At 70.4% G+C, this 20,395-nt stretch carries 17 protein-coding genes; 13 read left to right on the forward strand and 4 right to left on the reverse strand.

The window, feature by feature from the left end:
- Positions 1-74: 74 nt before the first annotated feature.
- Together OHA05_RS12660 and OHA05_RS12665 are read right to left on the reverse strand one after the other, a co-directional pair.
- A complete protein-coding gene (locus OHA05_RS12660; protein WP_313946207.1) occupies positions 75-860 on the reverse strand; it encodes a phosphatase in 786 nt (261 codons plus the stop codon).
- A 75-nt stretch (positions 861-935) separates the two neighbouring features.
- Positions 936-1,529 carry an SACE_7040 family transcriptional regulator gene (locus OHA05_RS12665; RefSeq protein WP_327684015.1) on the reverse strand — a complete coding sequence of 198 codons (594 nt, stop codon included), beginning with the start codon at positions 1,527-1,529 and terminating at the stop codon, positions 936-938.
- Positions 1,530-1,628: 99 nt separating this feature from the next.
- On the opposite strand from OHA05_RS12665, the gene OHA05_RS12670 reads away from it, so the two are divergent.
- The 10 genes from OHA05_RS12670 to OHA05_RS12715 all read left to right on the forward strand — a co-directional run bounded on the left by OHA05_RS12670 (position 1,629) and on the right by OHA05_RS12715 (position 14,670).
- Positions 1,629-3,260: a carboxyl transferase domain-containing protein gene (locus OHA05_RS12670; protein ID WP_328860633.1), complete on the forward strand. Its 1,632-nt coding sequence runs from the start codon at positions 1,629-1,631 to the stop codon at positions 3,258-3,260.
- Between the two features lie 14 nt (positions 3,261-3,274).
- Positions 3,275-5,308 carry an acetyl/propionyl/methylcrotonyl-CoA carboxylase subunit alpha gene (locus OHA05_RS12675; RefSeq protein ID WP_328860634.1) on the forward strand — a complete coding sequence of 678 codons (2,034 nt, stop codon included), beginning with the start codon at positions 3,275-3,277 and terminating at the stop codon, positions 5,306-5,308.
- Positions 5,309-5,318: 10 nt separating this feature from the next.
- Positions 5,319-6,245 carry a hydroxymethylglutaryl-CoA lyase gene (locus OHA05_RS12680; RefSeq protein ID WP_328863373.1) on the forward strand — a complete coding sequence of 309 codons (927 nt, stop codon included), beginning with the start codon at positions 5,319-5,321 and terminating at the stop codon, positions 6,243-6,245.
- A 5-nt stretch (positions 6,246-6,250) separates the two neighbouring features.
- A complete protein-coding gene (locus tag OHA05_RS12685) occupies positions 6,251-7,411 on the forward strand; it encodes an acyl-CoA dehydrogenase family protein (protein WP_313946203.1) in 1,161 nt (386 codons plus the stop codon).
- Positions 7,412-7,609: 198 nt separating this feature from the next.
- On the forward strand, positions 7,610-8,635 hold the full coding sequence (locus tag OHA05_RS12690) for an ABC transporter substrate-binding protein (RefSeq protein WP_313946202.1): 1,026 nt from the start codon (positions 7,610-7,612) through the stop codon (positions 8,633-8,635).
- A 2-nt stretch (positions 8,636-8,637) separates the two neighbouring features.
- Positions 8,638-9,495 carry a siderophore-interacting protein gene (locus OHA05_RS12695; RefSeq protein WP_328860635.1) on the forward strand — a complete coding sequence of 286 codons (858 nt, stop codon included), beginning with the start codon at positions 8,638-8,640 and terminating at the stop codon, positions 9,493-9,495.
- Positions 9,496-9,643: 148 nt separating this feature from the next.
- Positions 9,644-11,086: a pyridoxal phosphate-dependent decarboxylase family protein gene (locus OHA05_RS12700; protein WP_328860636.1), complete on the forward strand. Its 1,443-nt coding sequence runs from the start codon at positions 9,644-9,646 to the stop codon at positions 11,084-11,086.
- Entirely contained in the window at positions 11,070-12,344 is a 1,275-nt protein-coding gene (locus tag OHA05_RS12705; RefSeq protein WP_413777771.1) for a lysine N(6)-hydroxylase/L-ornithine N(5)-oxygenase family protein, read from the forward strand. Before OHA05_RS12700 ends, OHA05_RS12705 begins: the two co-directional genes overlap by 17 nt.
- Positions 12,341-12,871, forward strand: a complete 531-nt coding sequence (locus tag OHA05_RS12710; protein WP_328860637.1) for a GNAT family N-acetyltransferase — start codon at positions 12,341-12,343, stop codon at positions 12,869-12,871. Before OHA05_RS12705 ends, OHA05_RS12710 begins: the two co-directional genes overlap by 4 nt.
- Entirely contained in the window at positions 12,868-14,670 is a 1,803-nt protein-coding gene (locus tag OHA05_RS12715; RefSeq protein ID WP_328860638.1) for an IucA/IucC family protein, read from the forward strand. Before OHA05_RS12710 ends, OHA05_RS12715 begins: the two co-directional genes overlap by 4 nt.
- Before the next feature lie 78 nt (positions 14,671-14,748).
- On the opposite strand, the gene OHA05_RS12720 is transcribed toward OHA05_RS12715, so the two are convergent.
- Positions 14,749-16,362, reverse strand: coding sequence for a beta-N-acetylhexosaminidase (locus tag OHA05_RS12720; protein WP_328860639.1), 1,614 nt, complete (start codon positions 16,360-16,362; stop codon positions 14,749-14,751).
- 138 nt (positions 16,363-16,500) lie between these two features.
- Here OHA05_RS12720 and OHA05_RS12725 point away from each other — a divergent pair, with 138 nt between their 5' ends.
- The 3 genes from OHA05_RS12725 (at position 16,501) to glmS (ending at position 19,580) form a co-directional block, all read left to right on the forward strand.
- The gene (locus tag OHA05_RS12725; protein ID WP_328863374.1) at positions 16,501-17,370 is read left to right on the forward strand and encodes a DUF4429 domain-containing protein; all 870 of its coding nucleotides are present in this window, start codon (positions 16,501-16,503) and stop codon (positions 17,368-17,370) included.
- Positions 17,371-17,436: 66 nt separating this feature from the next.
- Positions 17,437-17,724: a hypothetical protein gene (locus tag OHA05_RS12730; protein WP_313946196.1), complete on the forward strand. Its 288-nt coding sequence runs from the start codon at positions 17,437-17,439 to the stop codon at positions 17,722-17,724.
- Positions 17,725-17,762: 38 nt separating this feature from the next.
- The gene (gene glmS / locus OHA05_RS12735) at positions 17,763-19,580 is read left to right on the forward strand and encodes a glutamine--fructose-6-phosphate transaminase (isomerizing) (protein WP_327683994.1); all 1,818 of its coding nucleotides are present in this window, start codon (positions 17,763-17,765) and stop codon (positions 19,578-19,580) included.
- A 120-nt stretch (positions 19,581-19,700) separates the two neighbouring features.
- Here glmS and OHA05_RS12740 read toward each other — a convergent pair whose 3' ends face one another.
- Entirely contained in the window at positions 19,701-20,285 is a 585-nt protein-coding gene (locus OHA05_RS12740) for an acetate uptake transporter (RefSeq protein WP_313946194.1), read from the reverse strand.
- Between the last annotated feature and the right edge of the window lie 110 nt (positions 20,286-20,395).

Below are 20,395 nucleotides of genomic sequence, written 5' to 3' on the forward strand. Positions count from 1 at the left end.
CAGCGGCTCCCGCGGACCGGCCCGGACGGCGGGGCCAGGACAGCCCGGGATCGCCCTGCTGCTGGCCGCCCTGCCTACCGGCCCGCCAGCCCCGCGGCGTCCAGCAGGTACTCGGTCATCGGGTCGTAGAACCGCGGGTCCGTGACGTGGTCGTCCAGCGGGACGGTCACCTGGAGGGTGCCCTCGGCCTCCCCGATGAACAGCGCGGGGTCGTTGCAGTCCGCGTACCCGACGGAGTCGAGCCCCCGCTGGCCCGCGCAGCCGGCCCAGCCGTGGTCGGCGACCACGAGGTCGGGCTGCGGGCTGCCCTCGCGCTCCAGGCCGTCGAGAATGGCGGCCATGGGCGCCGGGGAGTGGGTGTGCCACAGGGTGGCCCCGCGCTCCAGCATGGCGACGTCGGCGAACTGGAAGACCATGCCCTCGTCCGCGGTGAGCCCGCCGGGAATCCGGACGATCTCGCAGCCGGCCGCCCGCAGGGCGTCCGCGGTTCTCCGGTGCACGTCGAGCAGCCCGCCCGGGTGCCCGGTCGCGAACAGGACGCGCTCCTGCCCGGCGACGGCCTTGCGCAGCCGCCCGGCCATCCGCTCCAGGGCGTCGACGGTCAGCTCCGGGTCGATGGTGTCCTGCCCGGTCCGGTGCTGCGGATCGTCGTTGACACCGCACCGCTCGGCCATGACGGCCAGCACGTCCTGCTCGTCCGTCCAGCGGTCGCCGAGCTCGAGACCCAGCCAGTAGTGACGGTCGCCGTTGGCGAGCTTGCGGTAGTGGGAGAGGTTGTTGTCGCGCGGTGTGGCGACGTCTCCGGCGATACGGGTGCGGACGAGATGATCGACAAGGGCGGCACGGCTGGGTATCGGCATACCTCCCATTGTGCCGTCAGCCGCCGTCGCCGCGCGGGCCGTCCCGTACCCCGGACGGCCGGGGCGCCCCGCGCGTCAGGCCGTGAGCGAGGCGAACGCTCCGTGCGCGAGGCGCCGCAGCAGGGTCTCGGTCGCCGCCCGGCCGGGCAGACCGCTGCCGTACGAGCCGAGGTGCGGTGTCGAGTTGAGCAGGCCGAACACCGCGTGGACCGCGGCACGCGCCTCCGACTCGGCCACCTCCGGGTGCAGTTCGCGCACCGCCGTCACCCACAGCTCCACGTACTGCCGCTGCAACTGCCGCACCAGCTTGCGGTCGGTGTCGCGCAGCCGGTCCAGTTCGCGGTCGTGGAGGGTGATCAGCGGGCGGTCGTCCAGGGCGAAGTCGATATGGCCGTCGATCAGCGCGGCCAGCAGCACCTCGGGGTCCGCCGGCGACTCCTCGACCCGCAGCCGTCCCCCGCTCAGCAGCCGCTCGCTGATGCCCACCAGGAGCTCGGCGAGCATCGCGTCCTTGCCCGGGAAGTGGCGGTACAGGCCGGGACCGCTGATGCCGACCGCCGCCCCTATCTCGTCGACCCCCACGCCGTGGAACCCGCGCTCGGCGAAGAGGCGAGCGGCCTCTTTGAGGATCTGCTCGCGGCGGGTCGGCGCATCCGTCCTGGTGCTCATGCAGCCGATTCTAGACAACACAGTTAGCGCTCGTTAACCTGAGGGAAACGCGTTAACGCTCATTAACCGAAAGTCGTACGGGCAAGGGGGCTCGACACGATGCAGCAGGCACCCGTGCTGACCAGCACGGCAGACCCCGCATCACCGGCCTGGCAGGCCAATGAGGTCGCACATCAGGAGCTCGCCGACGCCCTGCGCGCCAAGCTGGCCGCGGCCCGCCTCGGCGGCGGGGAGAAGGCCCGCGCCCGGCACACCGCCCGCGGCAAGCTGTTGCCGCGCGACCGCGTGGACACCCTCCTCGACCCGGGTTCGCCCTTCCTGGAGATCGCTCCGCTCGCCGCCGACGGGATGTACGACGGCCAGGCACCGGCCGCCGGTGTCATCGCCGGTATCGGCCGGGTCAGCGGCCGCGAGGTGGTGATCGTCGCCAACGACGCCACGGTCAAGGGCGGCACCTACTACCCGATGACGGTCAAGAAGCACCTCCGCGCCCAGGAGGTGGCGCTGGAGAACCGTCTGCCCTGCGTCTACCTCGTGGACTCCGGGGGCGCCTTCCTGCCCATGCAGGACGAGGTCTTCCCCGACCGCGAGCACTTCGGGCGGATCTTCTACAACCAGGCCCGGCTGTCCGGCGCCGGTGTCCCGCAGATCGCGGCCGTCCTCGGCTCCTGCACCGCCGGCGGCGCGTACGTCCCGGCGATGAGCGACGAGGCCGTGATCGTCCGCAACCAGGGGACGATCTTCCTCGGCGGCCCGCCGCTGGTGAAGGCCGCGACCGGTGAGGTCGTCACGGCCGAGGAGCTCGGCGGCGGCGAGGTGCACTCCCGCGTCTCCGGAGTCACCGACCATCTCGCCGAGGACGACGCGCACGCGCTGCGGATCGTGCGGAACATCGTGGCCACCCTCCCCGAGCGCGGCCCGCTGCCCTGGTCGGTCGAACCGGCCGAGGAGCCGAAGGCCGACCCGGCCGGGCTGTACGGCGCGGTGCCGGTCGACTCCCGCACGCCCTACGACGCGCGCGAGATCATCGCCCGGCTCGTGGACGGCTCCCGGTTCCAGGAGTTCAAGGCCGAGTTCGGGCAGACGCTGGTCACCGGCTTCGCCCGGATCCACGGTCACCCGGTCGGCATCGTCGCCAACAACGGCATCCTCTTCTCCGAGTCCGCCCAGAAGGGCGCGCACTTCATCGAGCTGTGCGACCAGCGGGGCATCCCGCTGCTGTTCCTCCAGAACATCTCCGGCTTCATGGTCGGCCGCGAGTACGAGGCGGGCGGCATCGCCAAGCACGGCGCCAAGATGGTGATGGCCGTCGCCTGCACCCGGGTGCCGAAGCTGACGGTCGTCGTCGGCGGTTCGTACGGAGCGGGCAACTACTCGATGTGCGGCCGCGCCTACTCCCCCCGCTTCCTGTGGATGTGGCCCAACGCCAAGATCTCGGTCATGGGCGGCGAGCAGGCCGCGTCGGTCCTCGCGACCGTCAAGCGCGACCAGTTGGAGGCCCGGGGCGATCAGTGGCCGGCCGAGGACGAGGAAGCGTTCAAGGACCCGATCCGCGCCCAGTACGACCAGCAGGGCAACGCCTACTACGCGACGGCCCGGCTGTGGGACGACGGCGTGATCGACCCGCTCGAGACCCGTCAGGTGCTCGGACTCGCCCTGACCGCCTGTGCCAACGCCCCGCTGGACCGTAACGACGGCACCCAGCCCGGCTTCGGCGTCTTCCGGATGTGAGGGGACCCCACACGATGTTCGACACAGTCCTTGTGGCCAACCGGGGCGAGATCGCGGTCCGGGTCATCCGCACCCTGCGCGCCATGGGCGTGCGCTCGGTCGCCGTCTTCAGCGACGCGGACGCGGACGCCCGCCATGTGCGGGAGGCGGACACCGCGGTCCGTATCGGCCCGGCGGCCGCCGCCGAGAGCTATCTGTCCGTGGAGCGACTGCTGGAGGCCGCCGCGCGCACCGGTGCGCAGGCGGTCCACCCGGGGTACGGCTTCCTCGCCGAGAACGCGGGCTTCGCCCAGGCGTGCGAGGACGCGGGCCTCGTCTTCATCGGTCCGCCGGCCTCGGCCATCTCCCTGATGGGCGACAAGATCCGGGCCAAGGAGACGGTACGGACGGCGGGTGTCCCCGTCGTACCCGGCTCGTCCGGGTCCGGTCTGACGGATGATCAACTGGCCGACGCGGCCCGCGAGATCGGTATGCCCGTCCTGCTGAAGCCCTCCGCGGGCGGCGGCGGCAAGGGCATGCGGCTGGTGCGCGACGAGGCGCAGCTGGCCGAGGAGATCGCGGCGGCCCGGCGGGAGGCCCGCTCCTCCTTCGGCGACGACACGCTCCTGGTGGAGCGGTGGATCGACCGCCCCCGCCACATCGAGATCCAGGTGCTCGCGGACGGCCACGGCCGGGTGATCCACCTGGGCGAGCGGGAGTGCTCGCTGCAACGGCGCCACCAGAAGATCATCGAGGAGGCGCCGAGCGTCCTGCTCGACGAGGAGACCCGTACGGCCATGGGCGAGGCGGCCGTCCAGGCGGCTCGCTCGTGCGGCTACCGGGGCGCGGGCACGGTCGAGTTCATCGTCCCGGGCAACGACCCGTCCTCGTACTACTTCATGGAGATGAACACCCGTCTCCAGGTCGAGCACCCGGTCACCGAGCTCATCACCGGGCTGGACCTGGTGGAGTGGCAGCTGCGGGTCGCGGCCGGCGAGCAACTGCCGTACGAGCAGAAGGACATCACCCTCACCGGTCACGCCCTGGAGGCGCGGATCTGCGCCGAGGACCCCTCGCGCGGCTTCCTGCCCTCCGGCGGCACCGTGGTGGCACTGGACGAACCGCACGGCGACGGCGTGCGCACCGACTCCGGTCTGACCGCCGGGACGGACGTGGGCAGTACGTACGACCCGATGCTGTCGAAGGTGATCGTGCACGGCCGCGACCGGGCGGAGGCCCTCGCGCGGCTGCGCCGTGCCCTCGCGGACACGGTCATCCTCGGCGTCCCCACCAACACCGGTTTCCTGCGCCGGCTGCTGGCCCACCCCTCGGTGGTCTCCGGCGACCTGGACACGGGCCTGGTGGAGCGCGATCTCGCCACGCTGCTTCCCGAGGGCGTGCCGGACGAGGTCTGCGCGGCGGCGGCGCTGCTGTCGGCGGCCCCCGGCCCGGCGCCCACCGCGGCGGGCTGGGTGGACCCATTCGGCATCCCCGACGGCTGGCGTCTGGGCGGCGTACCCGCCTGGACCGTCCACCACTTCCGCCTCCCGGGCCACGACCCGGTCCGCATCCGCACCCGCGGGGCCGGCACGGGCACGGAGATCGCTCTGGGCGACGAGCCGGCCGGCCGGTCCGCGCGGATCGTGTCCCGTACGCCGGACCGCGTCACGGTGGAACTGGACGGTGTCACCCACACCTTCAGCTTCGCCACATCGCCGGACGGTGTCTGGCTCGGGCGGGACGGCGACTCCTGGCACGTCCAGGACCACGACCCCGTCGCGGCCTCCCTCAGCGGCGCCGCGCACGCCGGCGCCGACACGCTCGCCGCTCCCATGCCGGGGACGGTCACGGTGGTGAAGGTGGCCGTCGGGGACGAGGTCGCCGCGGGGCAGAGCCTGCTCGTGGTCGAGGCCATGAAGATGGAGCACGTCATCTCCGCCCCGCACGCCGGCATCGTCACCGAACTGGACGTCACCCCCGGGACCACGGTGGCCATGGACCAGCTGCTGGCCGTGGTCGCCCCGCACGAGGATGCCGAGCAGGCCGGAGAGGAGGCCGTCCGTGGCTGACGGACTGCCCATGGAGGTTCCCGCGCAGGATCTGCCGCCGCGGGTGCGCATCCACGAGGTGGGCGCGCGCGACGGGCTGCAGAACGAGAAGACGGTCGTGCCGACCGAGGTGAAGGCGGAGTTCGTCCACCGCCTGGCCGCCGCCGGCCTCACCACGATCGAGGCGACGAGCTTCGTCCACCCGAAGTGGGTCCCCCAACTCGCCGACGCGGAGCAGCTGTTCCCGCAGCTGGAGGACGTCCGGAGCGCGGGCGTCGCGCTGCCCGTCCTCGTCCCGAACGAACGCGGTCTCGACCGGGCCGTCGCCCTCGGCGCCCGTCGTATCGCCGTGTTCGGCTCGGCGACGGAGACCTTCGCGCGCAGGAACCTCAATCGCACGGTCGACGAGTCGCTCGCCATGTTCGAGCCGGTCGTCGCCCGCGCCAAGGACGACAAGGTCCATGTCCGCGGCTATCTCTCCATGTGCTTCGGCGACCCTTGGGAGGGGCCGGTCCCCGTCCATCAGGTCGTGCGGGTGGCGAAGGCGCTGATGGACCTGGGCTGCGACGAGCTGTCCCTCGGCGACACCATCGGCGTCGCGACCCCGGGCCATGTGCAGGCCCTGCTCGCCCAGCTCAACGAGGAGGGTGTGCCCACCTCCGCGATCGGCGTGCACTTCCACGACACCTACGGCCAGGCGCTGGCCAACACCCTCGCCGCGCTCCAGCACGGCGTGACCACCGTCGACGCGTCCGCGGGCGGCCTCGGCGGCTGCCCCTACGCGAAGAGCGCCACCGGAAACCTCGCCACCGAAGACCTCGTATGGATGCTTCACGGCCTCGGCATCGAAACCGGGGTCGATCTCGGCCTGCTCACCGCCACGAGCGTGTGGATGGCCGAACGGCTGGGCCGTCCCAGTCCGTCCCGCACCGTTCGCGCCCTCTCCCACAAGGAGTGACACCCATGTCCCTGGACCACCGGCTCACCGCCGAGCACGAGGAACTCCGCCGTACCGTCGAGCAGTTCGCGCACGACGTGATCGCGCCCAAGATCGGCGACTTCTACGAGCGCCACGAGTTCCCGTACGAGATCGTCCGCGAGATGGGCCGTATGGGCCTGTTCGGGCTGCCCTTCCCCGAGGAGTACGGCGGCATGGGCGGCGACTATCTCGCCCTCGGTATCGCCCTGGAGGAGCTGGCCCGCGTGGACTCCTCCGTCGCGATCACCCTGGAGGCGGGCGTGTCGCTCGGCGCGATGCCCGTCTACCGCTTCGGCACCGAGGAGCAGAAGCAGGAGTGGCTGCCGCGTCTGTGCGCGGGCGAGATGCTCGGCGCGTTCGGTCTGACCGAGCCCGGCGCCGGCTCGGACGCGGGCGGTACCCGCACGACGGCCGTCCGCGAGGGCGACGAGTGGGTGATCAACGGCTCCAAGTGCTTCATCACCAACTCCGGTACGGACATCACGGGTCTGGTCACCGTCACCGCGGTCACCGGCCGCAGCCCGGAGGGCAAGCCGCAGATCTCCTCGATCATCGTCCCGTCCGGCACGCCCGGCTTCACGGTCGCCCCGGCCTACTCCAAGGTCGGCTGGAACGCCTCGGACACCCGCGAGTTGTCCTTCGACAACGTCCGGGTGCCGCTGGCGAACCTGCTGGGCGAGGAGGGCCGCGGCTACGCGCAGTTCCTGCGCATCCTCGACGAGGGGCGCATCGCCATCTCCGCGCTGGCGACGGGCCTTGCCCAGGGCTGTGTGGACGAGTCGGTGAAGTACGCCAAGGAGCGGCACGCCTTCGGCCGCCCGATCGGCGCCAACCAGGCGATCCAGTTCAAGATCGCCGACATGGAGATGCGGGCGCACATGGCCCGCGTCGGCTGGCGCGACGCGGCCTCCCGGCTGGTGCTGGGCGAGCCGTTCAAGAAGGAGGCGGCGCTGGCGAAGCTGTACTCCTCGACGGTCGCGGTGGACAACGCCCGTGAGGCGACGCAGATCCACGGCGGCTACGGCTTCATGAACGAGTACCCGGTGGCCAGGATGTGGCGTGACTCGAAGATCCTGGAGATCGGCGAGGGCACGAGCGAGGTCCAGCGGATGCTGATCGCACGGGAGTTGGGCCTGACGGGCTGACGCACGGGCACCGGCCTCCTCCCCCGTTTCTCCCGGGGTGGGGAGGCCGCCCCATGTCCGGGCCACGGAGCCGGCCCGGTGCGCGCAGGGCCGTTCGCCGTCATCGGCCGGACCCGCCTCTGGACAGCTTGTGAGGTTAGGCTAACCTACCCTCGAACTGACCATGGCCGGATCGGCACATACGAAAGCGACACCATCATGCCCAACGCCCGAGCTTCCCACCTCTCCCGTCGTGGAGTCCTCGCCGCGGGCGGCGCCATCGGGCTCGGCGCCGCGCTCGTCGCCTGTGGCGGCGACGACTCGTCGGACGCGTCGGGCAAGGCCGCCGAGAAGGCCGGCCCCTGGAGCTTCACCGACGACCGCGGCACCAAGGTGGAGCTGAAGGCCGTTCCGAAGAACATCGTCGCCTTCACCGGCACCGCCGCCGCGCTCCACGACTACGGCGTCGAGGTCAAGGGCGTGTTCGGCCCGACGAAGACCAAGGACGGCAAGGCGGACGTCCAGGCCGGCGACCTCGATGTGAACAAGGTCAAGGTCATCGGCAACGTCTACGGCGAGTTCAACATCGAGCAGTACGCGGCCCTCGCGCCCGAGGTGCTCATCACCAACATGTGGGCCAAGAACGACCCGTGGTACGTGCCGCCGCAGTCCAAGGACAAGATCATGAAGGTGGCCCCCAGCGTGCTGCTGTGGGCGGCCGAGACCACCATGCAGAAGGCGCTGGAGCGGCACGCGGAGCTCGCGAAGTCCCTCGGCGGTGACACCACCGGCCCGAAGGCCGCCGCCGCCAAGACCCGCTTCGAGAAGGCCGCGGCCCGGCTGCGCGCCGCCGCCAAGTCGAAGCCCGGCATCAAGGTCCTGATCGGCTCCGGCAGCGCCGAGCTGTTCTACGTCTCGGTCCCCAAGACGAGCGCGGACACCCTGTACTTCCAGGAGCTGGGCGTGAAGTTCATCGAGCCCAAGGCGAACGCCCAGGGCTTCTTCGAGGAGCTCAGCTGGGAGAACGCCGACAAGTACGGCGCCGACATCATCATGCTGGACAACCGCTCCTCCGCCCTCCAGCCGGCCGCGCTCGCCGCGAAGCCGACCTGGGCCAAGCTGCCCGCCGTCAAGGCGAACCAGGTGATCCCGCGCGTCACGGAGCCGATCTACTCCTACGACAAGTGCGCGCCGATCCTGGAGGACCTCGCCAAGGCCATCGAGACCGCGAAGAAGGTCGCCTGACCATGACGACGACGGCCGGGACCGCCCCTTTCCGCTTCTTCCCCATGGAGGTGACCGGAACGAGGCGGCTCGGCCCGTCCCTGGTCCGCGTCAGCTTCGGCGGTGAGGAACTCAGGGACTTCGCCGCCGGGGGCCGCGACCAGTCGCTGTCCCTCTTCCTTCCGCACCCGGGACAGGACGCCCCGGTCGTACCGGTCGACGCGGGGGACGGCAGTGCGGTGTTCGCGGCCTGGCGCGCCCTGCCGGACGACGTACGCGCGGTGATGCGCTCGTACACGGTGCGCGAACAGCGCCGGGCCGGCGACGGCAGCAGCGAGGTCGACATCGACTTCGCCGTCCACGAGGACGGCGGCCCGGCCTGCCGGTGGGCCGAACAGGCCGCGCCCGGACAGAAGGTGATGGTGCTGGGCCCGGCGGTCGCCGACAACACCTCGGTGCGCTGCCGTCCGCCACAGGACACCGACTGGGTGCTCATCTGGGGCGACGAGACGGCGCTGCCGGCCGCGGCGGCGATCCTCGAATGGCTGCCCGCCGGCACCCGGGCGCACGTCTGGCTGGAGGTTCCGCACGCGGGCGACCGTCTGGACCTCACCACCGCGGCGGACGCCGAGATCACCTGGCTGGTGCGGGAGGAGAACGCTCCGGCCGCCGTGGAGGCGGTCCGCGCGGCCGAACTCCCCGACGGCGTCGGGTACGCATGGATCGCCGGGGAGTCGGGCAGCGTCAAGGCGCTGCGCCGCCATCTGGTGGGTGAGCGCGGGATGGACCGCCGCCGGGTGACGTTCGTCGGCTACTGGCGCCGCGGCGTGAGCGAGGACGGACTGCGCGAGGAGCCCGCCGAGGCAGCCGACGAGGCGTGAGCAACGCCATAACTGGCGGGGCCCCTGAGGGGGGCGGGTCGGTTGGTGTCTGAAGTTAGGTTAGGCTAACCTTACTTCGACGTCGCCCACTCGCCCCCCTCGCCCGTTCCGAGGGGTGACCAAGTCCCCGCATCCAGAAGGACATTGCATGCGCTCGCACCTGCTCAACGACGCGACAGCCGAGAGCTACCGGCTCTCGGTCACCGAAGGAGTCGACCGGGTTGCGAGCCGACTGGCAAGAACCCGGCAGCCGTTCAGCGGAGTCACACCCGACGAACTCGCCCCGGTGATCTCGGCCGTCGACCTCGACCGGCCGCTCGGCGACACCTCCGCCGCCCTGGACGAGCTGGAGCAGGTCTACCTGCGGGACGCGGTGTACTTCCACCACCCCCGCTACCTCGGACACCTCAACTGCCCCGTCGTCATCCCGGCCGTCCTCGGCGAGGCCGTGCTCTCGGCCGTCAACTCCTCGCTGGACACCTGGGACCAGAGCGCGGGCGGCACGCTGATCGAGCGCCGTCTCATCGACTGGACCGCCCAGCGCATAGGTCTCGGTGAGGCCGCCGACGGCGTCTTCACCAGCGGCGGCACCCAGTCCAACCTCCAGGCACTGCTGCTCGCCCGCCAGGAGGCCAAGACCACGGACCTCGATCGGCTGCGCATCTTCTCCTCCGAGTGCAGCCACTTCAGCGTGCAGAAGTCCGCGACGCTCCTCGGGCTCGGCCCCGAGGCCGTCGTCTCGGTCCCCGTCGACCGCGACAAGCGCATGCAGACGTTCTTCCTCGCCGCCGAACTGGAGCGCTGCGCCCGCGAGGGACTCGTCCCCATGGCCATCGTCGCCACCGCCGGCACCACCGACTTCGGCTCCATCGACCCGCTGCCCGAGATCGCCGAGCTGGCCCAGCAGTACAGCACCTGGATGCATGTGGACGCGGCGTACGGCTGCGGCCTGCTGGCCTCCCCCACCCGGCGCCACCTGCTGGACGGCATCGAGCACGCCGACTCCGTCACCGTCGACTACCACAAGTCCTTCTTCCAGCCCGTGAGTTCGTCCGCGGTGCTGGTCCGGGACGCGGCCACGCTCAGCCACGCCACGTACCACGCGGACTACCTCAACCCCCGGCGCACCGTCGAGGAGAGGATCCCGAACCAGGTCGACAAGTCCCTCCAGACCACGCGCCGTTTCGACGCGCTCAAGCTGTGGATGACCCTGCGCGTGATGGGCGCCGACGGGGTGGGGTCGCTCTTCGACGAGGTCTGCGACCTCGCCGCGAAGGGCTGGGAGATCCTCGCCGCCGACCCGCGCTACGACGTCGTCGTCCAGCCGCAGCTCTCGACCCTGGTCTACCGCTACATCCCGGAGGACGTCACCAGCCCCACCGAGATCGACCGCGCCAACCTCTACGCCCGCAAGGCGCTGTTCGCCTCCGGCGAGGCCGTGGTCGCGGGCACCAAGGTCAACGGCCGCCAGTACCTCAAGTTCACCCTGCTCAACCCCGAGACGACGGCCGACGACATCACCGCCGTACTCGATCTGATCGCCGGCCACGCCGAGCAGTACCTGGGAGAAAACCTTGTCCGTGTCTCATGAGCCCCGTGAGCCCCACGACTTCATCGGCATCGGGCTCGGGCCCTTCAATCTCGGCCTCGCCTGCCTGACCGAGCCGATCGACGAGCTCAACGGCCTGTTCCTGGAGTCCAAGCCGGACTTCGAGTGGCACTCGGGGATGTTCCTCGAAGGCGCCCACCTCCAGACGCCGTTCATGTCGGACCTGGTGACCCTCGCGGACCCGACCTCGCCCTACTCCTTCCTGAACTACCTGAAGGACAAGGGACGGCTGTACTCGTTCTACATCCGCGAGAACTTCTATCCGCTGCGCACGGAGTACAACGACTACTGCCGCTGGGCCGCGGCGCAGCTGAGCAGCATCCGCTTCAGCACCACCGTGACCCGTGTGGAGCACGAGGACGGGCTGTACGTCGTCCACACCGACGCCGGTGAGCGGCTGTACACCCGCCGCATCGTGCTGGGCACCGGCACCCCGCCGTACATCCCCGAGCCCTGCCAGGGCCTGGACGGCGACCTGCTGCACAACTCGCGCTACCTGGACCACAAGGAAGCGCTCCAGCGCAAGGAGTCGATCACGCTGGTCGGCAGCGGCCAGAGCGCCGCGGAGATCTACTACGACCTGCTCTCCGAGATCGACGTGCACGGCTACCGGCTCAACTGGGTCACGCGCTCCCCGCGGTTCTTCCCGCTGGAGTACACCAAGCTGACGCTGGAGATGACCTCCCCGGAGTACATCGACTACTTCCACGCGCTGCCCGAGGCCACCCGCTACCGCCTGGAGTCCCAGCAGAAGGGGCTGTTCAAGGGCATCGACGGCGAGCTGATCGACGCAATCTTCGACCTGCTCTACCAGAAGAACCTGGCGGGCCCGGTCCAGACGCGACTGCTGACCAACTCGGCCCTGCACCGTGCCTCCTACGAGAACGGCGTCTACACCCTGGGGCTGCGCCAGGAGGAGCAGGGCAAGGACTACGACCTGCACACCGAGGGCCTGGTCCTGGCCACGGGCTACCAGTACGTCCAGCCCGCGTTCCTCGGCCCGGTCTCCGACCGCATCCGCAGGGACGGGCAGGGCCGCTTCGACGTGGCCCGCAACTACTCGGTCGACACCGCCGGCCGCGAGATCTTCCTTCAGAACGCCGCCGTGCACACGCACTCGATCACCTCGCCCGACCTGGGCATGGGCGCGTACCGCAACGCCTACATCATCGGCGAGATGCTCGGGTCCGAGTACTACCCCGTCGAAAAGTCCATCGCGTTCCAGGAGTTCTCCGTATGACGTTCACCGTCCGCCCGCTCGATCCTTTCGCCGACGCCGAACTGGTGCACGGCTGGGTGACCCATCCCAAGGCCGCCTACTGGATGATGCAGGACGCCAGACTTCAGGACGTCGAGCGCGAGTACATGGCGATAGCCGCCCATGAGCACCACGACGCCTTCATCGGGCTGAGCGACGGCGAACCCGTCTTCCTGATGGAGCGCTACGACCCGCGGTACGTGGAGCTCCAGGGCCTGTACGAGGCCGAGCCGGGCGATATCGGCATGCACTTCCTGGTCGCGCCGACCGACACACCGGTACACGGCTTCACCCGCGCCGTGATCACCGCGGTGATGGAGACGCTGTTCGCGGACCCGTCGACCCGGCGCGTGGTCGTCGAACCGGACGTGCGCAACACGGCCGTGCACGCGCTCAACGAAGCCGTCGGTTTCGTACCCGTACGAGAGATCAAGAAGCCGGAGAAGGACGCGCTGCTGAGTTTCTGCACCCGCGACCAGTTCATGGCTGCACGAGGAGTGACGGTATGACCCTGTCCGACGCCGTGGCACATCTGACGCCCGAACTGTGGGAAGAGGCGAACCGGCAGCTCGTCCGCAAGGCGCTCGCGGAGTTCTCGCACGAGCGGCTGCTGACGCCCGAGGCGCTCGACGGCGGAGCCGAGGGCGCGGGCGAGCGCCGCTACCGGGTCCTGAGCGACGACTCCGCGACCGAGTACCGCTTCGCCGCAGGCCGGTTCGCCCTCGACCACTGGCAGGTCCGCGCCGACTCGATCACCCGCCACCGCGACGGGGCCGAACAGCCGCTGGACGCGCTGGAGTTCTTCATCGAGCTGCGCACCTCGCTGGGACTGAGCGACGAGATCCTCCCGGTGTATCTGGAGGAGATCTCCTCCACACTCTCCGGGACCGCGTACAAGCTCGCCAAGAAGCCGATGACCTCCGCCGAGCTGGCGGGCGCCGGGTTCCAGGCGATCGAGACGGGCATGACCGAGGGCCACCCCTGCTTCGTGGCCAACAACGGCCGGCTCGGCTTCGGTGTGCACGAGTACCTCTCGTACGCCCCGGAGACCGCGAGCGAGGTCCGTCTGGTCTGGCTGGCGGCCCGCCGCGACCACGCCACCTTCACGGCCGGCGCCGGGCTCGACTACGAGACCCTGGTGCGCGACGAGCTCGGTGAGGCCCAGCTCGCGCGTTTCGCCGCGCAGCTGGACTCCCTCGGTCTCGACATGGCCGACTACCTCCTGCTGCCCGTGCACCCGTGGCAGTGGTGGAACAAGCTCTCCGTCACCTTCGCCGCCGAGATCGCCCAGCAGCGGCTGGTGTGCCTCGGCAACGGCGACGACGCGTATCTGGCCCAGCAGTCGATCCGCACGTTCTTCAATGTGACCTCGCCGGCCAAGCACTATGTGAAGACCTCGCTCTCCGTGCTCAACATGGGCTTCATGCGCGGCCTTTCGGCGGCGTACATGGAGGCGACCCCGGCGATCAACGACTGGCTCGCGCACCTGGTCGACAGCGACGACGTCCTCAAGGCGGCGCGCTTCTCGATCATCAGGGAGCGGGCGGCGATCGGTTACCACCACCGCCAGTACGAGCGCGCGACGAACCGGTACTCCCCGTACCGCAAGATGCTTGCCGCGCTGTGGCGCGAGAGCCCGGTGCCGACGCTGCGGGACGGCGAGCGGGTGGCCACCATGGCCTCCCTGCTCCATGTCGACCGCGACGGCGCGAGCTTCGCGGGCGCGCTGATGGACGAGTCGGGCCTGGCGCCCGCGGAGTGGCTGCGCGGCTATCTGCACGCGTACCTCACGCCCGTGCTGCACAGCTTCTACGCCTACGACCTCGTCTACATGCCGCACGGCGAGAACGTCATCCTCGTCCTCGACGAGAACGGCGCCGTGCAGCGCGCGGTCTTCAAGGACATCGCCGAGGAGATCGCGGTGATGGACCCGGACGCGGTACTGCCGCCGGCGGTCGAGCGCATCCGCGCGGACGTCCCGGACGACATGAAGCTGCTCTCCATCTTCACGGACGTCTTCGACTGCTTCCTGCGCTTCCTGGCGCCGGCGCTGGTGTCGGAGAGGCGCCTGGACGAGGAGACGTTCTGGCGGGCGGTCGCGGACTGCGTGCGCGCCTACCAGGAGTCGGTGCCGCACCTCGCGGACAAGTTCCGCGAGTACGACATGTTCACCGACGAGTTCGCGCTCTCCTGCCTCAACCGCCTCCAGCTGCGCAACAACAAGGAGATGGTCGACCTCGCCGACCCGGCGGGGGCGCTCCAGCTGATCGGCACCCTGGAGAACCCGATCGCGCGTTTCTCCCGCTGAACCGAGCGGGCGCCCGTGTGGGGGTCCCCCCGGCCGGAGGCTGGGGGGAGGTCCCTCGCGGGCGCCCATCCCTCCTTCTCAGCCTCCCGTCGGCCAAGGCACCTGCGGCGAGCGGTAGTAGTCGATCCCCAGGGCCGTGAACCTCGGCCCCTGCGCCGCGAGGCGCACCTTGTACGTCTCCCAGTCGTGCGTGGACGCCGGTGACCAGCCGAGTTCGGCGACGCCGGGCAGCCGGGGGAACGCCATGTACTCGAGGTGGTCGCTGGTGGACAGCGTCTCCGTCCACAGCGGCGCCTCGACGCCGAGCAGCGCCTGCTGCGGCACTCCGTCCAGGTACGTCGCCGGGTCCCAGTCGTAGGAGCGCCGGACCTCCACCAGTCCCGCCCAGGCCAGGCCGAGCGGTGTGTCCTTGGTGTACTTCATGTCGAGGTAGACCCGGTCCGCGGGCGACAGGATCAGCCGGGTGCCGTTCTTCGCCGCGTCCGCGACCTGCTTGCGTTCGGCGGCGCCCGTCGCGTCGTAGCCCCAGTACTGCGCCACGGCCCCGGCGACCGGCTTCGCCCCGGTCAGCTGGTGCCAGCCGACCACGGTCTTGCCGTACTTCCCGACCACCGCCTGAGCCTTGTCCATGAACGTCACATAGTCCGCGTGGCTCGTGGAGTGCGCCTCGTCGCCCCCGATGTGGAGATAGCGGCCGGGGGTGAGCGCGGCCAGCTCGCGCACCACGTCGTCCACGAAGTCGTACGTCACCGCCTTCGGCGCGCACAGCGAGCTGAAGCCGACGGCCGTGCCCGTGTACAGCGGGGGCGCGACGCCGTTGCAGTTGAGCTCGGCATACGAGGCGAGCGCGGAGTTCGTGTGCCCGGGCATGTCGATCTCGGGGACGACCTCCAGGTGGCGGGAGGCGGCGTACGCGACGATCTCGCGGTACTGCGCCTTTGTGTAGTACCCGCCCGGCCCGCCGCCGACCTGGGTGGATCCGCCGTAGGTGGCGAGGCGGGGCCAGGAGTCGACGGCGATGCGCCAGCCCTGGTCGTCCGAGAGGTGCAGATGCAGCTTGTTGATCTTGTAGAGCGCCATCCGGTCGATGTAGAGCTTGACCTGGTCGACGGTGAAGAAGTGCCGGGCGACATCGAGCATCGCGCCCCGGTAGGCGAACCGCGGGGTGTCGGTGACGGTTCCGCCGGCGACCTGCCAGGGGCCGCGCTGCCGGGTGTCCTTCTCCACGGCGGCCGGCAGGAGCTGACGCAGCGTCTGGACGGCGTGGAAGAGTCCCGCGGGCCTGCGGGCGGTCAGGGTGATCCCGCCGCGCGCGGACTCCAGCCGGTAGCCCTCCTCGCCGAGCGCCCGCTCCGAGGCGCGCAGCCGCAGCCGGATGCCGCCGGGGAGGTCGTCGCGGGTGACGGGCAGGGCGTAGCCGGTGGACGGCCGCAGCAGCCCGGCGAGGTAGTCCCCGATCCGGCGCGCGTCCCGGGAGCCGTCGACACGGATGCGGGTGAGGGGGGTGAGCGTGTACGGCGACCCCGCGGGCCGCACCGACGCGGGCGCGGGGACGATCTGGCCGAGCGGTCGGGCGTCGGGCGCGTGGCCGGCGGGGGCCGGTGCGGGACGGGCGCCGATGCAGCCGAGGCCGGCCGCGCCGACGAGGAGCAGTGCACCGAACAGACGGGGGAACGTTCCGGGCAGTCTCACGGGCTGGATCCCTTCTCCGGGCGTCGCAACTGTGGTGCCTTACCTCAACTGCACCGAGGTGTAGACCACTTACTACCCGTCAAGGCGGTGACTCCACCCCGCACCGCCCCGGCCGGATGGAACAATCCGCATATGAGCATGGCGGAAATCATCCAGAAGGACGGCACCTGGACCTTCGACGGGGACACGGTGCGGATCGTGCCCGGCTCCGACAAGAGCGTGAGCCTGCTGCGCAAGACCCTCGGGGAGATCGCCGTACCGCTGGAGGCGCTCGCCGGGATCTCCTTCGAACCGGGCAAGAAGTCCGGCCGGCTGCGGCTGAGGCTGCGGGACGGGGCGGACCCGCTGCTCCAGATCACCGGCGGCAAGCTGGACGACGGCTCCGACCCCTACCGGCTGACCGTGGAGGGCGACCGCGGCGGCGTCGCCGAGTACTTCGTGGACGAGGTGCGGAACGCCCTGCTCCTGGACCAGGTCGCCAACGGACCGGTGCAGCGCTATCTGCTGACCGGCCCCGCGCTGCCGATCACCGTCGGAGCGGGCGACGGCACCGCCACCTTCGACGGCGAGGCGGTCCGCCTCGCGTGGAACTGGAAGACGGAGGAGTCGAAGTCCTCCGGCGGCGCCCGGACCATCCCGCTGGACGACATCGAGTCGGTGGAGTGGCTGCCGTCCGCCGGACTGGAGAACGGCTACCTGCGCTTCTCCGTGGCGAAGGCGCCGACCAAGGCACCGCCGAAGTACGACCCGCACGCCGTCGAGCTGTGGGGCTTCCGCAAGGATCCGCTGATGGCCCTGGTGGCCGCGGCCGTGGTGGCCCGTCTGCCGCACCCCTATGCCCCCGCCCCCGCCCTTCCGGCGCTCGTGGGGGCCGTCCCCGCTCCCGGCGGCGACGATCATGACGCGCTGCTGAGGCGACTGCGCGAGCTGGCCGATCTGCATCAGGCCGGAATACTGACGGATGACGAGTTCACGACCGCCAAACAGGCCGTTCTGAAGCGTCTATAACGGGCCTCTGCCCGGAATCGGGCAGGATTCTTGCAATAACGGGGAGCGACCCCCCAATATCTACGGGTGCTCGAACCTCGCCAGCCCGGCCGTCTGTCCCACGACGACCTCATCGACCACCTGGTGCGCAGCACCGCGCTCCAGCGCGGTGAGGCGGCCCGGGTGATCCTCGACGTGCTGGCGTACTTCGACGAGAAGACGGAGGAGTTCGTCCGCCGCCGCCACCGTGAGCTGCAGTCGGGTGGCATGGCGAACACGGAGATCTTCGAGCGGATCGCGGCCGAGCTGCCGCACCGCGCCGTGGCGCCGCCGGAGCTCTCGCTCCGCCAGCTGCGCCGCATCGTCTATGGCTGACCGCCGGGCACACGGATCTATGGAGGGGCAAGAAGTCTATGTGCGGAATTGTCGGATACATCGGCAAGCGTGATGTGGCACCGCTGCTGCTGGAAGGCCTGCAGCGGCTGGAGTACCGGGGTTACGACTCCGCGGGCATCGTGATCACGAGCCCCAAGGCGACCGGTCTGAAGATGGTCAAGGCCAAGGGCCGGGTCCGCGACCTGGAGGCCCGCGTCCCCAAGCGCTTCGCCGGCACCACCGGCATCGCCCACACCCGCTGGGCGACCCACGGCGCCCCCAGCGACATCAACTCGCACCCGCATCTGGACCCCGAGAACAAGGTCGCGGTCGTCCACAACGGCATCGTCGACAACGCCGCCGAGCTGCGCGCGAAGCTGGAGGCGGACGGCGTCGTCTTCGCCTCCGAGACCGACACCGAGGTGCTCACCCACCTGATCGCCCGCTCCCAGGCCGAGACGCTGGAGGAGAAGGTCCGCGAGGCGCTCAAGGTCGTCGAGGGCACGTACGGCATCGCCGTCATGCACGCCGACTTCAACGACCGCATCGTGGTGGCTCGCAACGGCTCCCCGGTCGTCCTCGGCATCGGCGAGAAGGAGATGTTCGTCGCCTCGGACGTCGCCGCGCTGATCTCCCACACCCGCCAGATCGTCACCCTCGACGACGGCGAGATGGCCACGCTCAAGGCCGACGACTTCCGCACCTACACGACCTCGGGCACGCGCACCACCGCCACCCCCGAGACCGTCGAGTGGGAGGCCGCCTCGTACGACATGGGCGGCCACGACACGTACATGCACAAGGAGATCTCGGAGCAGTCCGACGCGGTGGACCGTGTCCTGCGCGGCCGCATCGACGAGAAGTTCTCCACCGTGCACCTCGGCGGCCTGAACCTGGACGCCCGCGAGGCCCGCGGCATCCGCCGGGTGAAGATCCTCGGCTGCGGCACCTCGTACCACGCCGGCATGATCGGCGCCTCGCTGATCGAGGGCCTGGCCCGGATTCCCGCGGACGCCGAGCCGGCCTCCGAGTTCCGCTACCGCAACCCGGTCGTGGACCCCGACACCCTCTACATCGCCGTCTCCCAGTCCGGTGAGACGTACGACGTGCTGGCGGCCGTGCAGGAGCTCAAGCGCAAGGGCGCCCGCGTCCTCGGCGTGGTCAACGTGGTGGGCTCCGCGATCGCCCGCGAGGCGGACGGCGGCGTGTACGTGCACGCGGGCCCCGAGGTCTGCGTCGTCTCCACCAAGTGCTTCACCAACACCGTGGTCGCCTTCGGGCTGCTCGCCCTGCACCTGGGCCGCATCCGTGACCTGTCCGTCTCCGAGGGCAAGCGGATCATCGAGGGCCTGCGCAGGCTGCCCGAGCAGATCAGCGAGATCCTGGAGGGCGAGGCGGAGATCAAGAAGCTCGCCGAGGAGTACGCGGGCGCCCAGTCGATGATGTTCATCGGCCGGGTGCGCGGCTACCCGGTGGCGCTCGAGGCCTCGCTGAAGCTCAAGGAGATCTCCTACATCCACGCCGAGGCCTACCCGGCCTCCGAGCTCAAGCACGGCCCGCTGGCGCTCATCGAGCCCGCGCTGCCGACGGTCGCGATCGTCCCCGACGACGAGCTGCTGGAGAAGAACCGCGCGGCCCTGGAGGAGATCAAGGCCCGCAGCGGCAGGATCCTCGCCGTGGCCCACCGCGAGCAGGAGAAGGCCGACCACACGATCATCGTGCCGAAGAACGAGAACGAGCTGGACCCGATCCTGATGGGCATCCCGCTCCAGCTCTTCGCGTACCACACGGCGCTTGCCATGGGCCGGGACATCGACAAGCCGCGCAACCTGGCGAAGTCCGTCACGGTCGAGTAGTCGGGCGGTCGGGACCGGCTCCGTCCGGTCCCCGACACAGGCGGTCCCCCCGCGCAGTCACTGCGCGGGGGGACCGCTCTTTCGTCAGCCGGCGCTGCCCTGACGCCGGCCTGCGCGGCCTCAGCCGGTGGCCGTCACTCCCCGGCCGGCAGCGCGTCCCGAGAAGGCCGGCCACTTGGCGAGCGCTGCCGTCGCGCCGTACCAGGCCGCGAGGCCCGCCACCGCGCCGACCCAGCCGCCCGCCTTGGCGAGCCCTCCGTTCTCGGCGAACGACGCGATGCCGAGCAGCAGCAGCGTGACCGTGAGCAGTCCGTAGACACCCTGGACGAAGAGTCCGCTGCCTGCGGACGCGACGGTGAGGGTCAGCGCCAGCAGCGCCCACAGCAGCAGGAACAGACCCGCTGCCTCCGCCGACACCTCGGTGCCGACGCCGGTGCCCCAGGTGAACCAGAAGGCGCCGAGACCGGCGAACGCCGTGCCGGTACCGGCGCTGCCCGCGCGGAATTCAAGCAGTCCGGCGATGAAGAGGGCGACGCCGCCCACCCAGGTCGCGACGGCCGAGGCGTCGGCCGCCGTCACGTTGTCGATCACGCCGGTGTGGCCGACGCCGAAGGCCAACAGGGTCAGTCCGAGGGCGAGATGACCGAGAGTCGAGGTCGAGGTCGAGGAGGTGGCGGTGCTTCCCGCGGGAACGACGTTGTCCACGGCGGGCTCCCTTCGTGTCCATGTGCAGTTGTGCTGCTACCCAGCGATCGAGAGATACCCTTCACAAGCGCACAATCCACCTCTACGCACGGGTAGTTTCCGTACAGGCA

Source organism: Streptomyces sp. NBC_00306 (assembly GCF_036169555.1).
Classification (GTDB): domain Bacteria; phylum Actinomycetota; class Actinomycetes; order Streptomycetales; family Streptomycetaceae; genus Streptomyces; species Streptomyces achmelvichensis.